General features: G+C 43.5%; 14 protein-coding genes. 4 read left to right on the forward strand and 10 right to left on the reverse strand.

What is annotated here, in order from left to right:
* Window positions 1–230 precede the first annotated feature (230 nt).
* From BZA03_RS19480 to BZA03_RS19495, 4 genes are all read right to left on the reverse strand, one after another.
* The gene (locus BZA03_RS19480; RefSeq protein ID WP_110289625.1) at window positions 231–1,691 is read right to left on the reverse strand and encodes a phosphomannomutase CpsG; all 1,461 of its coding nucleotides are present in this window, start codon (window positions 1,689–1,691) and stop codon (window positions 231–233) included.
* A gap of 195 nt (window positions 1,692–1,886) precedes the next feature.
* Window positions 1,887–2,390: a GNAT family N-acetyltransferase gene (locus BZA03_RS19485; RefSeq protein WP_110289626.1), complete on the reverse strand. Its 504-nt coding sequence runs from the start codon at window positions 2,388–2,390 to the stop codon at window positions 1,887–1,889.
* A gap of 115 nt (window positions 2,391–2,505) precedes the next feature.
* On the reverse strand, window positions 2,506–3,369 hold the full coding sequence (locus BZA03_RS19490) for a pirin family protein (RefSeq protein WP_039220427.1): 864 nt from the start codon (window positions 3,367–3,369) through the stop codon (window positions 2,506–2,508).
* Window positions 3,370–3,453: 84 nt separating this feature from the next.
* Complete coding sequence (locus BZA03_RS19495; RefSeq protein WP_110289627.1) at window positions 3,454–4,419, reverse strand: glutathione S-transferase family protein; 966 nt, start codon at window positions 4,417–4,419, stop codon at window positions 3,454–3,456.
* A gap of 220 nt (window positions 4,420–4,639) precedes the next feature.
* Between BZA03_RS19495 and tcdA the strand changes: the two genes are divergently transcribed.
* On the forward strand, window positions 4,640–5,416 hold the full coding sequence (tcdA, locus tag BZA03_RS19500; protein WP_049587860.1) for a tRNA cyclic N6-threonylcarbamoyladenosine(37) synthase TcdA: 777 nt from the start codon (window positions 4,640–4,642) through the stop codon (window positions 5,414–5,416).
* Window positions 5,417–5,527: 111 nt separating this feature from the next.
* Entirely contained in the window at window positions 5,528–5,941 is a 414-nt protein-coding gene (locus tag BZA03_RS19505) for a hypothetical protein (protein WP_014949436.1), read from the forward strand.
* A gap of 90 nt (window positions 5,942–6,031) precedes the next feature.
* Here the strand turns inward: BZA03_RS19505 and BZA03_RS19510 are convergent, their stop codons facing one another.
* Window positions 6,032–6,502 (reverse strand): DUF2919 family protein, encoded by a 471-nt coding sequence (locus tag BZA03_RS19510; RefSeq protein ID WP_110289628.1) that lies wholly within the window; start codon window positions 6,500–6,502, stop codon window positions 6,032–6,034.
* A 306-nt stretch (window positions 6,503–6,808) separates the two neighbouring features.
* On the opposite strand from BZA03_RS19510, the gene rimO reads away from it, so the two are divergent.
* Together rimO and BZA03_RS19520 are read left to right on the forward strand one after the other, a co-directional pair.
* On the forward strand, window positions 6,809–8,263 hold the full coding sequence (gene rimO / locus BZA03_RS19515) for a 30S ribosomal protein S12 methylthiotransferase RimO (RefSeq protein WP_014949434.1): 1,455 nt from the start codon (window positions 6,809–6,811) through the stop codon (window positions 8,261–8,263).
* Window positions 8,264–8,424: 161 nt separating this feature from the next.
* Complete coding sequence (locus BZA03_RS19520; RefSeq protein WP_110289629.1) at window positions 8,425–9,237, forward strand: ABC transporter substrate-binding protein; 813 nt, start codon at window positions 8,425–8,427, stop codon at window positions 9,235–9,237.
* A 160-nt stretch (window positions 9,238–9,397) separates the two neighbouring features.
* Here BZA03_RS19520 and BZA03_RS19525 read toward each other — a convergent pair whose 3' ends face one another.
* The 5 genes from BZA03_RS19525 to msbA form a co-directional block, all read right to left on the reverse strand.
* The gene (locus BZA03_RS19525; protein ID WP_014949432.1) at window positions 9,398–10,057 is read right to left on the reverse strand and encodes an SDR family oxidoreductase; all 660 of its coding nucleotides are present in this window, start codon (window positions 10,055–10,057) and stop codon (window positions 9,398–9,400) included.
* A gap of 131 nt (window positions 10,058–10,188) precedes the next feature.
* Complete coding sequence (kdsB, locus tag BZA03_RS19530; RefSeq protein ID WP_110289630.1) at window positions 10,189–10,938, reverse strand: 3-deoxy-manno-octulosonate cytidylyltransferase; 750 nt, start codon at window positions 10,936–10,938, stop codon at window positions 10,189–10,191.
* A 42-nt stretch (window positions 10,939–10,980) separates the two neighbouring features.
* Entirely contained in the window at window positions 10,981–11,175 is a 195-nt protein-coding gene (locus BZA03_RS19535; RefSeq protein ID WP_014949430.1) for a Trm112 family protein, read from the reverse strand.
* Between the two features lie 5 nt (window positions 11,176–11,180).
* Window positions 11,181–12,212: a tetraacyldisaccharide 4'-kinase gene (gene lpxK, locus BZA03_RS19540; RefSeq protein WP_110289631.1), complete on the reverse strand. Its 1,032-nt coding sequence runs from the start codon at window positions 12,210–12,212 to the stop codon at window positions 11,181–11,183.
* Entirely contained in the window at window positions 12,209–13,957 is a 1,749-nt protein-coding gene (gene msbA / locus BZA03_RS19545; protein ID WP_110289632.1) for a lipid A export permease/ATP-binding protein MsbA, read from the reverse strand. Before msbA ends, lpxK begins: the two co-directional genes overlap by 4 nt.
* Window positions 13,958–13,988 lie beyond the last annotated feature (31 nt).

Genomic DNA, 13,988 nt, shown 5'->3' on the forward strand with positions numbered 1-13,988 from the left:
ACATTAGTTAATTGCAAAAAAGTAATAGCGGCAAAAGCCTGCGGTGATTAAGCGAGTGTCTAACTCAAACCGTAAAGTTACGCATAACCAGCTTAAGCGATTGATAAATAGAGCTTTAACAAGTTCAAATCTCGAAAACAAAAAAGGCGATAATATCACTATATTATCGCCTTCGTTTTTTACTTATCTAGGGCCTGTTGACCTAGCGTTATTAACGAAAAGTACCGTGGTTATTCAGCGCGAATAAGCGAAAGTAGCTCTTCGGTTTTTTGTTCCATCAACGCAATGTCGCCTTTACTTTCGACGTTTAAACGAATAACTGGCTCAGTATTCGATTTACGTAAATTAAAGCGCCATGTGCCAAACTCCAGACCCAAGCCATCGGTAGTATCGATTACGCTGGCTAGTGGCTGATATTTACTTGTAACGCGTTCCAGCGCTGCGTCAGCATCTTTTAGTTTACTGTTAATTTCACCAGAAGATGGAAACGCTTCAATTCGCGCTTTTACCATACTCGCTAGTGTTTGCTTTTTCACACACACCAATTCGGCAATTAACAACCAAGGGATCATGCCTGAATCACAGTAGGCAAAATCTCTAAAGTAATGGTGCGCACTCATTTCACCGCCATAGACCGCATCTTCTTTGCGCATACGCTCCTTAATGAACGCATGGCCGGTTTTCGACTTAATGGGTGTACCACCTGCATTCGCTACGATATCTTCTGTATTCCAGTATACGCGAGGGTCATAAATGATTTTACTGTCGGTGTTTTTCTCGATAAAGGCTTCAGCAAGCAAGCCAACGATATAATACCCTTCAATAAATTCACCATCAGCGTCAAACAAGAAGCAACGGTCGAAATCACCATCCCATGCAATGCCAAAATCAGCTCCCGACGCTTTAACAGCGTCAGCCGTATCAGCACGGTTTTCAGGTAACAATGGATTGGGGATGCCGTTCGGAAATGTACCATCAGCATTGTGATGTACTTTCACAAACTCTATCGGAACACCCTGCACTTTCATTTCTTTTTCAATAGCGTCTAGCGCGGGGCCTGCGGCACCATTACCTGCATTAACCACCACTTTTAACGGCGTAAAATTGCTCAAATTAACGTAAGAAAGCATGTGAGAAACATAGTCAGACATACACGATTTAACCGCATATTTATCGGTTTCAGAAAGCTTGTCTTCTTTTACATGGGCCGTACCGTTAAAAAACGCATCAGCATCAATCAACGCACCCTCAGTGTAGTGTGCTAATCGCTCTGAAACGAAGCTATCTTCTAGTGCTTCCGCTTTCTCTTTTATCGCGTTTAGGCCTGTGTCGCCACTAATTGGAACAGAGCCTGACTTCACCAGTTTCATACCGTTGTAATTAATGGGGTTATGACTTGCTGTTACTTCAATGCCACCATCAACGCCAAGGTGTTTGGTAGCGAAATAAATTTCTTCTGTTCCTGCCATGCCAATATCGGTCACTGTTGCACCAGCATCGATTAGACCCGCGCTTAACGCCAATTTTAATGGTGTTGACGTAAGACGCACATCACTACCAACAACAACAGTTTTCGCATTTAATTCTTGCGCAAAAGCATAGCCAATTCGATACGCAACATCTTCAGTCAGTTGTGAGTTCAATTCGCCACGAATATCGTACGCTTTAAAGCAGGTAATTGGGGTTGCCATTTGGATCGAAATTCCCTGTGTTTTAACTATTTATGATTACATTATCGCCTTTTACAACAAAAAAGCGCATACGCCCCTTTTGTTATTGTCGTAAAAGAGATTAGACATACCGATATTAAATCATTAGAGGGAGTGAATTACTAATTCAATTTGAACAGCGCAACGTTTTGCTCACGCTGTTTTCAATCGATGAGTTTAAAGCGCGAGTTCGAAGTAGATACAGTTATGGAAAGCGCCTAGATGACGATACTTTCGGCGAAAGCACAGCTTTGGACTAAAGCCATTCTTGATAAGAACTTTTTCAGAAGCGGCATTATTGTCCATGACTTCAGCAGTCAGCAATTTTATGCCCATGCTTTTGGCCTCCTCAATTAAAAATGAGACGCAGCGAGAAGCAATGCCTTTTCCACAATCCTTCTCTGCAACTCGATAGCCGATTTCCGCCTTGTCGCCTGCTCTATTTTTGATGTTAGCACGCGCTACAATCTGGTTATTTCGTTGCTCATCAACAAGCAAATAACCCCAAGCTCTTTCCTGCTGTTGTAAGTAAAGCAATTCGCTAATGTGGTAGCCAACGCCATCCAATGAATAGAACGCTGCCTCTCTTGGTGCTATAGACAATTCAAAATAGGCTTTGTTACTACGCTCAAATTCTAAAAGTGATAGCACATGTTTTTCGGCGACGCTTTCAAAATGCATTGGCAGTGCAGCTCCTTGCTGAACCTAATGAAGAGGTATTGACTAAAAGCCCAGTCTACTACCAGTCCGCATAGATAATTACCCATCGTCGAATCAAATCAGGCAAACCTTGTATCTACTTTGCTAATGAACCGCTTTGGTAATCGTTAAATGCCTGAACAATTTCCTGCTGAGTGTTCATTACAAAAGGCCCATATTGGACAACAGGCTCTTCAATAGGTTTACCTGAGACCACTATAAACTTACAACCTGTATCAGCGGATACAGATAGCTGCTTGCCACTTTGTGACAAAACACCCAGCTCTCCCTGCGACACAATTGTTTCTTTGCTAAGTTCGCCGCTATTAATGACCACGCTTCCCTCGTACACATAAATAAAGGCAGCTTCATCCGAACCCAGTGCAATTTCCGAACTCCCGCTTCGTAGTGCAACGTCTAAAAAAGTAGGAGCAACCGCCGTTGTCTTCACAGGCCCTTTTACACCGTCAATTTCACCTGCTAACACTTTGATTACTGCATCTTGAATGTGTACTGTAGGCACACTATCTGGCTGTATGTCTTGATAGTTAGGCGCTGACATTTTCTCTACGGCCGGAAGATTCACCCACAGCTGAAAGCCTTGTAACAAGCCCTCCTCCTGCTCTGGCATTTCTTCATGTATTATGCCTCGACCCGCATTCATCCATTGAATGCCACCAGCATCAATAACCCCCTCATTGCCTACAGAGTCTTTATGGCGCATTTTTCCTGCAAGCATATAAGTAACTGTCTGAAAACCACGGTGAGGATGTGGTGGAAAACCAGCAATGTATTCACCTGGATTATCTGAACCAAAAAAATCCAACATTAAAAAGGGATCGAGGCGAGGTAGATCAGGTTGTCCGATAATACGTGTAAGCGACACCCCCGCGCCATCACTTGTTGGCATACCTGTAACCACTTTCTCTATCGATTTTTGTTCACTCACTTCCACTGACATAATGTGTATCTACCTTAAATCTTAACCTTCACTATCTTTTACGAGCTTCACGTTTAGCTTTTTGTATTACCGACCTTGGGTGCTTCAACGTCCCATTTTATCGCGACCGTGAGGCGACATAAGATCTTGCTCTGGCCCAACGGGGATTACCTGGGTTGGATTTATCATAGTATGGCTGTAGTAATAGTGCCTTTTGATATGGTCGAAGTTTACCGTTTCAGCAACACCCGGAACTTGATAAAGTTCTTTCATATAGCCGTAAATATTTGGATAGTCTGCAATTTGTTTTTTATTGCATTTAAAGTGCCCGTGATACACAGCGTCGAAGCGTATCAGCGTGGTAAATAAGCGCCAGTCAGCTTCTGTTATTTTGCTGCCAACCAAATAACGTTGTTTACTCAACCTTTCTTCAACCCTATCTAGCGCGCAGAACAATGCAGTTACTGCCTCTTCATAGGCCTCTTGCGTTGTAGCAAATCCAGCTTTATACACGCCATTATTTATGTCGTGATACACCATATTGTTGATGGCATCAATTTCTTCACGTTGGGCGTTAGGATAATAATCGTCTTCATTATTAGTCAGTGAATTAAACCCACTGTTAAAAATACGGATAATTTCAGCTGATTCATTATTAACGATAGTTTCTGTTCGTTTATCCCAAAGGATTGGAACAGTGACACGGGTGGTTATCTCAGGTTCTGCCTTAGTATAAATTTGATGGGCATAATCAAAGTTATAAAGCTTATCTCCCGTTGACCCAGGGTAATCTTTAAACTCCCAGCCTTGATCAAGCATCTCAGGGTGTACCACCGAAACATCAATATGCTCCTCCAATCCCTTTAACTTTCTAAATATGAGCGCCCTGTGGGCCCAAGGACAAGCTAACGAGACATAAAGATGATAGCGATCAGATTCAGCGGGAAACGTGGAACCATCTTCGTTACTGACTTTGCCACGAAATTTAGATGCTTGGCGCTCAAATTTCCCACCATTTTTGCTGGTGTCGTACCACTTGTCTTGCCATTTTCCATCAACGAGTAAGCCCATATGCCTGCCCCTTTTTATTACTTCATTAAACAATGAATTCATTTAAACATGTATTGGGTAGAACGTATGTCGCTTAAAATCGGATTTATTATTCGAAAAAACTGGAGTGTATTGATCTTTAGTGTCCACTTTTGAGATGATGCGCGCCCTGCTAGCGTGCTTGCACGTTTTTGTGTAAACACACGCCTTTGAGTTAGTTTATTTTTAAGTGAAGTGAAACATGTCTGATGATCCACGTTTAGGCGGTATTGTGCGTTTATATGGCGCACAGCAAACTAATAATTTAGCCAACAGTCATGTGGCTGTAGTCGGTATTGGCGGTGTGGGAAGTTGGACTGCAGAAGCACTAGCTCGTTCGGGCATTGGTACTATAACCCTTATTGATTTAGACGATGTTTGCGTAACTAATACAAATCGTCAAATTCACGCGCTTTCCAATACCATAGGAGAAGCAAAGGTCGACGCCATTGCATCGAGAATTCACTTGATAAATCCTGCTTGCAAAGTGAAATGTATTGAGGATTTTGTCACCCCAGACAATACGGCCACACTTTTAACCAAAGAAATGCACGCTGTGGTCGATGCCACCGACAGTATTCGCGCTAAAGCGGCGATGATAGCTCACTGTAAACGCAATAAAATTCCCATTGTTACGGTTGGCGGCGCGGGCGGTCAAATAGACCCAACTCAAGTCACTAAAGGCGATTTAGCTAAAACAACACAAGACCCCCTAGCAGCTAAGCTACGCAGTGAGCTTAGACGTAACTATAATTTTAGTAAAAACCCAAAACGCCGCTTTGGCGTTGAGTGTATCTATTCAACAGAGCAATTGCGCTACCCACAACCTGACGGCTCGGTTTGTTACAACAAATCTGCAATGGAAGGTGGTACTCGACTAGACTGTGCAGGCGGCTTTGGTGCTGTGGTCACGGTAACCGCCACCTTTGGTATGTTTGCCGCTGCAAGTGTAATAAATAGATTAACTGGACAAAAATAGACTTTAGCCGATAACTTGCGCACAATAGTCAAAAACTTATAACACCTTGTCTTAACGACTTTTTAAGCGTTAGCTTGTTATACCAAAAGTATCGGTGAGAAGGAGAACAACATGTCACCTGATGAACTCAATAAATTAATGGCAGATTGCGCGAAGGACGCTGTGGTAACAGCAGCTGATGAGTTCGATATTGTACTCGACCACTCACCCGCTAGCGTAGCACTGGTGGACGACATTTTACTTAGTTTCGTAGATAAATATCACGATTTAGCGTTAGAAGATGAAGCAGTGTTCACCATCTGTAATATCTTTGGCGCTTACGTTGGAGAAATTTTAAAAGCGCAGCTAGATGGTGAATGGATTTACGATCAGTCAAATCCTAAAGCACCTGCCGTTTTTCTTCAGGTTGGTGAAAATACCTATGCCTTAGCGGGTATTTGCTATGAACGTCTGGTTAACGACAGTCAAATCAGCGTATTTGCCTACTATGAACAGGCGTTGGGGAACCACTTACGCAGCCACTAACGTTCTGACAGATTTTGCACTCAGTTTTACGTCTGTTCAATTGAGTGCATTTAATATATTTCCGATAAAGATGTTTTTGGAGAATGAGGTTCAGGGGTTAGGTGTTTCCCAATCCTCTACCATCCACTTTAAATGACGACTTTTTGAAATTGCGTACAAGGCTATACTGTAAAAAACGATTTTTACACCCGTAATAGTTTCAAACCCCCAGTGATGATGCATAGCGTAGTAAAGTTGAACACTCAACAATGCCAACACCCCCAATTGAGCCAGCGGAATAACCCATCGGCGCCATGCTAAAAAGCCTTTTTTCCATAAGCGATCTCGTTGACTAACCAAAGATAACGCAATTAACACAGGTAAACTTGCCGCTAACCCCAACCCTAACGTTTCTTTTTGTGGGTAAAAGAAGGAAAGTAGCTCACTAGTTTGAGTGCGGGAAGCCAGAGAAAAACCGAACGCGAGCCAGTCAATGCATAGAAGTATAAACACGCTGTAAAGCCAACGGGGAGGAAGAATTCGCCCTGACTCATCATAAAAAGTTAGCGGTAATTTAAGCATGCATTCACTTCTATTTTATTAATTTGAACCCTAAAGCGCATTCAACTCTGATAATGTTTACTTTCAAGAAGTGATAAATGTGGGGGTGAGTAAGGTATTTTTAAACCTTGTTCGTGCCGCTTTTACAATGAAACCCGTGGCCGTTTAAACTTGTTTTCACGTTTAGTGCCTAAATTACGGCTGTATTGTGAGAATGCGTCAATAATTTATATCTTGGTCGCTAATTATATATACTGCGTACAAGCGCGTTTTCCTGTATAATCCGCGGCCATTTTAAGCTCAGTCATTTTCCAGGTGATATTTTAGATGACAGTAGAAACGTTTAATCCAAACAAAGTAGTAAATAAAACCACCACGCTAGAAACGCCAGTGAAGGTATTAAGTGACAACAAACCTTCGCAACAAAGCAATGGCAGCAGAATTGGTTTTGTTAGCTTAGGTTGCCCTAAGAACTTAGTTGATTCTGAGCGTATTCTTACTCAACTTCGCACCGAGGGTTATGACGTCGTCCCCACGTATAACGATGCAGATTTAGTTATCGTTAACACCTGTGGATTCATTGACGCGGCGGTAGAAGAGTCATTAGACACCATTGGCGAAGCACTTAAAGAAAACGGCAAAGTTATCGTTACTGGGTGTTTAGGTGTTAAAGAAGACGAAATTAGAGAGCTTCATCCAAATGTACTGGCTATCACCGGGCCCCATGCCTACGAAACGGTAGTTGAGCAAGTACACGATCATCTTCCAAAACCCCAGCACAATCCGTTTGAAGATCTTATTCCTGATCACGGCGTTAAATTAACGCCTCGTCATTATGCTTACTTGAAGATTTCAGAAGGCTGTAACCACCGTTGCACGTTCTGTATCATTCCTTCTATGCGTGGCGACCTTGTCAGCCGCCCAGTGGGTAACGTACTCGATGAAGCTAAGCGTTTGAAAGATGCTGGTGTTAAAGAGCTATTGGTTATTTCACAAGACACTAGCGCCTATGGTGTTGATGTTAAGCACAGAACGGGCTTTTGGAACGGCATGCCGGTTAAAGCACACATGCAACAGTTGTGTGAAAAGCTGGGCGAAATGGGCATTTGGGTCCGTTTACATTACGTGTACCCTTACCCGCATGTGGATGACCTAATTCCACTAATGAACGAAGGTAAAATCCTTCCTTACTTGGATATTCCGTTTCAACACGCCAACAAACGTATTCTTAAGTTAATGAAACGCCCTGGTAGCGCTGAACGTGTTCTTGAGCGCGTTAAAAAGTGGCGTGAACAGTGCCCATCATTAGTCATTCGTTCGACATTCATCGTCGGCTTTCCGGGCGAAACGGAAGAAGAGTTTGAAGAGTTATTGGACTTCCTTCGCGAAGCGCAGCTTGATCGTGTTGGTGCATTCGCCTATTCCCCTGTTGAAGGTGCAAGAGCAAATGACCTCCCTGACCCAGTGCCAGAAGAAGTGAAACAAGCTCGCCTTGCACGGTTTATGGAAGTACAGGGCGAAATAAGCGCAGCGCGACTTCAAGCGAGAATCGGTAACGAATATCAAGTTGTTATCGACAGCGTTGATGCGGAAGGTGCCGTCGGCCGTACCTATGCAGACGCACCGGAAGTTGATGGTCTGGTTCATTTAAACGGTGTTTATGACGTAAAACCTGGCGATCGTGTATGGGCTGAAGTTATTCACGCTAACGAACACGACGTATGGGCAGTATTGTCTGAAGACCAAGACGAAGAAGACGAAGGCGCTGATCCCGCGCTGTAACTTTCGATTAACTGCAGTCTATACTCGAAAGTCATCTATTCGTTATTTTTGTAATCCTATCGGCTAATTGCCAGTCGATAGGGTTTTATGTATAACAGACCTTATACATAATTAAACAAGTAAAACTATCAATGCCATCTTCTGTGGTACGTGAATAAAATATGGCAATGTTACCCTACTCCAAACTGAAACACTCTTCCCGCCACATCTCGTCATTTGGCATATTGCTCATTTTGACTTTTGTATTCAACCCTCGTGCACTTGCCAGTACAGAGTGTAAGACTTTACACACCGCGGGAGCACAACAGTGGTTTCCCTACGCATTTAACGAGTTTGAAGGAAGGTTGAAAGCTACGGGGATAGCATTTGACGTTTTAACCCTGCTAGCACAGGATTTAGGTGTCACACTAAAGATAGAAACCGGGCTACCCTGGAAGCGAATAGAATCCAAACTCGACGCGGGCGAACTTGATATTTTGGCGGGAAACTATTGGAACGAAGCTCGTAGTCGAAAATGGCTTATCACCGCACCGTTTGCAGCAGAAGAGGTTTACGTTGTGCTCTCTCCTTCACTTTCTCAAACGCGAGGTACCGACCTTTCGCTTAACGCACTCGCGCAATATATTGGTGTGATGCCTCGAGGAATAAGCTTAGGTGAAAAATTCGATAGCATTAAATCAAACTTGAATATTATCGAAGTTAAAGACCACGACAAAATGTATGAAATGATGCGTCGACATCGTGCTGATTACGCAGTTTCACCACAAAGCGCAGCACTAAGCCACTTGAACGACCCAGAAAATGACGGCATGCGAATAAGCCAGTCACCGATATCTTCAAACAATGTACATTTTGCTATCTCCGCCAAATCTAAGTGCGCATCACTATTTCCTGAGTTTAACCAAGCCCTTAGCGCTCGTTTAAAAGACGGGTCTATTAAGCAAATAATCGATACGTATGATTTAACGCGCTAAAAAGCTAAGGCGCGTTGGAATCATGTAGTTAAGAACACGTGTAGTTAAGGACACGTACAGTTAAAGACAGGTGTAGTTTAAAAGTAAAAGAGCGCTTTTCGTAAGCGCTCTCTTGGTGTGATGCATTATTGATTGAGTTTGTGGCAAGCCATCATTAAACCTACCAAGGCAACTCGTCACCATTTGAATGGATGAAGCGACCTGCGTTAGATACATTTAGCTCATCTATGCGTTGTGACAAACGCTCAGCACAGGTATCAGCATCAATATCTCCCGCTCCATTGACCATTTCTGTTTGAACGAATCCAGGATGAAAAATACCTACTGCAATTCCCTTGGGTTTCAGATCATTCGCCATGGACACTCCCGCCGCGTTTAGTGCGGCTTTGGACATTCGGTAGCCATAGTAGCCGCCTGACCCATTGTCTGCCATTGAACCCATGCGACTGGTAATCATGGCAATTTTACCGTCTTTTGCCATTGCGGGTAATAGTGTTTGAGTAACTAACAATGGACCTAATGCATTAACCCTAAATTGATAATCGATGGTATTTGGATCCCAATCGTCAATACTCTCGCGTCCGAGCACTCCGGCATTATTAATGAGCAAATCGATGTTAACGTCCATTAAAGGTGCAAGCTTTTCAGCCAACATTTCTGGTTGGGATACGTCCACACCTTTGATGATTGTTACACCAGCACTGTTTAGCTCGTCGCAACTGTTTCGACAGGTAGCATAAACTTTCGCACCACGTGCTTTATATTGCTTGGTAAGCGCAAGGCCTATGCCTCTGTTGCCACCGGTAATAACTACGTTCATAACGGTTCCCTTGTTACTATGTGTATGCGTTTAAAAGGTCTCACTCACCTTTTACAAGAACTGGCTGTTTAGATAAGGCTTGTTGCTTATTTACTAAAAAGCATCAGCCCTATTTCAGCACTCATTTCTTATTAACTTATAGTCTTTAAAAGACGTTCTAGATCTTCCGGGGTATCAATTCCAACTGGCGGTGGCGCTATCGCCACCTCACAGTGAATCTTATCGCCATACCATATGGCTCGAAGCTGTTCTAAGGATTCAATTTGCTCCAGAGAGCTAGGCGCATAGGCAACATATTGCTTAACGTATTCAGCACGATAGGCATAAATACCTATATGGCGTTTGTACAGCGACGTATTTGCAGATTGTGGGTTTGCCATCATGTGATCGCGTTCAAAAGGAATAGGAGAACGTGAAAAATAGATAGACTCACCCTTTTCGTTTACCAACACCTTAACGATATTGGGGTTAAACACATCCTCAACACGTTCAATAGGCGTAGATAACGTAGCCATCTGGCACTGGGGCGCATTGGCAAGATTATCTGCAACCTGTTTGATGTTTTCGGCGGGAATAAATGGCTCATCCCCCTGTACGTTAACCACAATAGTAGAACTCGCAATGCCTTCTTTTTCGATAACCTCAGCAATGCGCTCTGTTCCAGATTGGTGGTTGACAGACGTCATGCATACTTGAGCAAAACCAAGCACGACGTTTTGAATACGTTCATCGTCCGTGGCAACAATGACGTTATCTGCTCCAGCTTCTTTAGCACGTTCAACCACATGTTGAATCATCGGCTTTCCGTCAATTAGCGCTAAGGGTTTGCCAGGAAAACGACTTGAGCCGTATCGAGCAGGGATCACAACTGTAAATGACATAACTTTATTCCGCCCTTATTTACCACTTAGTTTAACGTTTTATTACCGTGTTGCGTCTACATCGTCTAACGACAATGCTGTTGCTTTACTTTCGATAAGTACAGGGATGCCATCTTTAATATCGAAAGCCAATCTATCAAATCGACACACTAACTGGGTGCTATCATCACTCAGAACTAATTTTCCCTTACACACTGGGCAAGCCAAAACTTCTAAAAGCTTTTTATCAAAGGCCATTGTTATTATTCCTGTCCGTCTTGGTTGATCTTCAAACCTGCCTTGGCAAGTTTCACATTTACTAAATTAAAAAAGTCTGGCGCTAAATGCGCGGTAACAGGTAAAAACCAGCAGTCGTTATGAGCAAAAGGTGCAGCTTTAACGGCGTCTTTTTCTGTCATTAATACTCTGCCATTCGGTATGTCTGACCGTGTGATCGCATGGTGATCCGCCAGCGGTGTAGCCGAAGAAAGCTGGATACCCATTTTTTTAAGCTGAGAGAAAAAACGCTGAGGTGAACCTATTCCAGCAATTGCGCTGCACGGCACTTTTTGTATCTCTTCAAGGGGACTGGTTCTTACTCTGTTTGAAACAGAGGTGAAGTCCCCTGCTACTAAGGTCATTAAATATTGAGGCGCTACAGCATGGCTAAATGTCGGCATCGAACGGCTATTATGTATTAGCGCATCAACGGTACCAAGGCGCCATTGTCCTTCGCGAAGGGGCCCCATCGGCAGCAAATAACCACTGCCTACTTTTCTGTCGTCCATCACTACAATTTCAACGTCGCGATGAAGCGCGTAATGTTGAAGACCGTCATCACAAATAATTAAATCACAGTGTAATTCGTCACTTAAGTACGCGGCTCCACGTGCGCGGACTGGATCGATAACAACGTCGCACTGGCTTCTAATGGCCAGTAAACGAGGTTCGTCACCCACTTCAGACGCATCATCTTCGCCTTTCACTAATCGCGGGTATTCTGGTGATTTAGCGCCATAGCCCCGACTTAAAATGCCGACCTTAATGCCCTGCTTCTGGTAATAATCGGCTAAAGCTAATACGACTGGCGTTTTGCCGTTGCCGCCCACTGATATGTTGCCAACGACAATCACGGGAGCATTAGCCTTAAAGGCCTTTTTGAGTCCAATTTTAAAAAGTAATCGTCGAATTGCCGAAATAAAGTAGAACAGTAGCGCAAATGGTGAGAGCAGCCACACTAAAGGATGGCCGAAATACCATTTATCGTGCTTGGTTTTACTTTGTGATTGACTCACTTAGTCTCACCAAATTGTAACGCGTGCAGTTGCGCGTAGTGACCACCTTTTTCAAGCAATTCGTTGTGTTTACCTTTTTCAATAATGCGCCCCTGCTCCACTACCATAATGCAATCTGCGTTTTCGATGGTAGACAAGCGGTGCGCCACAACAATGCTGGTGCATCGTTTTTGCAGCGTTTCTAATGCGTCTTGGATCAAACGCTCAGATTCTGTATCAAGGGCAGATGTCGCTTCGTCAAGAATAAGTATGGGCGCTTCGGCAAGTATTGCCCTTGCAATGGCAATACGCTGACGTTGACCACCAGAAAGCATTAAGCCGTTTTCACCAATAATCGTATCTAACCCATCAGGCAAGTTTGATAAGAACTCTTCAACATGCGCCATCTTTGCCGCATTCTCGATGTCTTTGCGAGATACGTTTTGGCGCGCACCATAAGCAATATTGTTAGCTATGGTATCGTTAAATAGCGTAACGTTTTGCGATACCACGGCGAACTGCGCCCGCAGATCTTTAAGATCAATATCGTTGAGCGCCGTGTCATCCAAGCGAATTTCACCTTCTTGCGGTACATAAAAGCGTGTAAGCAGCGACGAGATGGTCGATTTACCACTTCCCGAGCGCCCTACCAAAGCAATCGACTGTCCAGGGTTTGCGATAAAGCTCACATTAGATAACGCGGGCGTCTGTTTTCCTGGATAAGAGAATGTAACGTCGTCAAATTCAATTTTTCCTGTTGCGCGCTCTACTTTGGTTTTCCCTTTATCTTCTTCGTCTGCTTCATCAAGAATTTCAAAAATACTGGCGCAGGCTGCCATACCTTTTTGAAATTGGTTATTAATGGTAGTCAGCTGTTTAAGAGGTTTAAGCAGCATCACCATACAAAAGACCACATTAATAAATACGCCTGCTGTAAGCTTTTCAAGCATACCGGGCGTGCTGGCAATAAACAGAACGACAGCAAGGGCAATTGACGCTATTACCTGTATTGAAGACACACTCAAAATAGAAGTGACATTCAGCTTCATTGACTGTTGACGGTTGTGATTGTTTTTCTGCTCGAAACGCTTTTGCTCTATTTCTTGACCGCCAAACATGATCACAACTTTGTGACCTTTCACCGCTTGCTCTACCGACGATGTTAGGTTGCCCATTGACTGTTGAATGTTTTTACTTACAACGCGAAAACGCTTGCTGACGATAGAAACAATTACCGCCACAATTGGGCCAATTAAAAGAAATATGAGCGAAAGCTGCCATGAGTAATAGAACATGACACACAGCAAACCGATGACCAGTGCGCCTTCCCTCACCAATGTTAGCAGCGCCTTACCAGATGCATTAGCCACTTGCTCTGTGTCGTAGGTGACTTTACTGATAAGCCCGCCAACCGCATGATTATCGTGAAATGCCACTGGAAGATGAATGTATTTTTCAAACAACTGCTGGCGCATGCGCATTACCACCTGAGCACCAATCCAGCTTAGCGTGTAACTACCTAAAAAGTTGAAAACACCCCGTAACAAAAAGAGCGGCACAATCGCATATGCGGCTAGACGTAGATAGTCATGGTCGTTTTTCCCCAGTGATTCGTCAATCATTGGCTGAAGCTGGGAAAATACGAAGGTATCTACCGCGGAATAACCAATCATACCGATGATGGCAAAAACGAAAGGCACTTTATACGCTTTAAGATACTGTAAAAAGCGCTTAATTTGATAATCCGAGTTGTCGGCTTGTTGCATGTAGTTTTTTTAACCTGTTTGAAACGTTAAC

This window comes from Alteromonas sp. I10 (assembly GCF_003201515.1).
GTDB classification, from domain to species: Bacteria; Pseudomonadota; Gammaproteobacteria; order Enterobacterales; family Alteromonadaceae; genus Alteromonas; species Alteromonas macleodii.

Excerpts from the sequence above, each read along its gene's own strand:
- rimO (WP_014949434.1), top strand. The coding sequence starts at position 6,809 with ATGACAGTAGAAACGTTTAATCCAAACAAAGTAGTAAATAAAACCACC.
- BZA03_RS19520 (WP_110289629.1), top strand. The coding sequence starts at position 8,425 with ATGGCAATGTTACCCTACTCCAAACTGAAACACTCTTCCCGCCACATC.
- BZA03_RS19495 (WP_110289627.1), bottom strand. The coding sequence starts at position 4,419 with ATGGGCTTACTCGTTGATGGAAAATGGCAAGACAAGTGGTACGACACC.
- BZA03_RS19510 (WP_110289628.1), bottom strand. The coding sequence starts at position 6,502 with ATGCTTAAATTACCGCTAACTTTTTATGATGAGTCAGGGCGAATTCTT.
- BZA03_RS19480 (WP_110289625.1), bottom strand. The coding sequence starts at position 1,691 with ATGGCAACCCCAATTACCTGCTTTAAAGCGTACGATATTCGTGGCGAA.
- kdsB (WP_110289630.1), bottom strand. The coding sequence starts at position 10,938 with ATGTCATTTACAGTTGTGATCCCTGCTCGATACGGCTCAAGTCGTTTT.
- BZA03_RS19535 (WP_014949430.1), bottom strand. The coding sequence starts at position 11,175 with ATGGCCTTTGATAAAAAGCTTTTAGAAGTTTTGGCTTGCCCAGTGTGT.
- BZA03_RS19485 (WP_110289626.1), bottom strand. The coding sequence starts at position 2,390 with ATGCATTTTGAAAGCGTCGCCGAAAAACATGTGCTATCACTTTTAGAA.
- BZA03_RS19505 (WP_014949436.1), top strand. The coding sequence starts at position 5,528 with ATGTCACCTGATGAACTCAATAAATTAATGGCAGATTGCGCGAAGGAC.
- msbA (WP_110289632.1), bottom strand. The coding sequence starts at position 13,957 with ATGCAACAAGCCGACAACTCGGATTATCAAATTAAGCGCTTTTTACAG.
- BZA03_RS19490 (WP_039220427.1), bottom strand. The coding sequence starts at position 3,369 with ATGTCAGTGGAAGTGAGTGAACAAAAATCGATAGAGAAAGTGGTTACA.
- BZA03_RS19525 (WP_014949432.1), bottom strand. The coding sequence starts at position 10,057 with ATGAACGTAGTTATTACCGGTGGCAACAGAGGCATAGGCCTTGCGCTT.
- tcdA (WP_049587860.1), top strand. The coding sequence starts at position 4,640 with ATGTCTGATGATCCACGTTTAGGCGGTATTGTGCGTTTATATGGCGCA.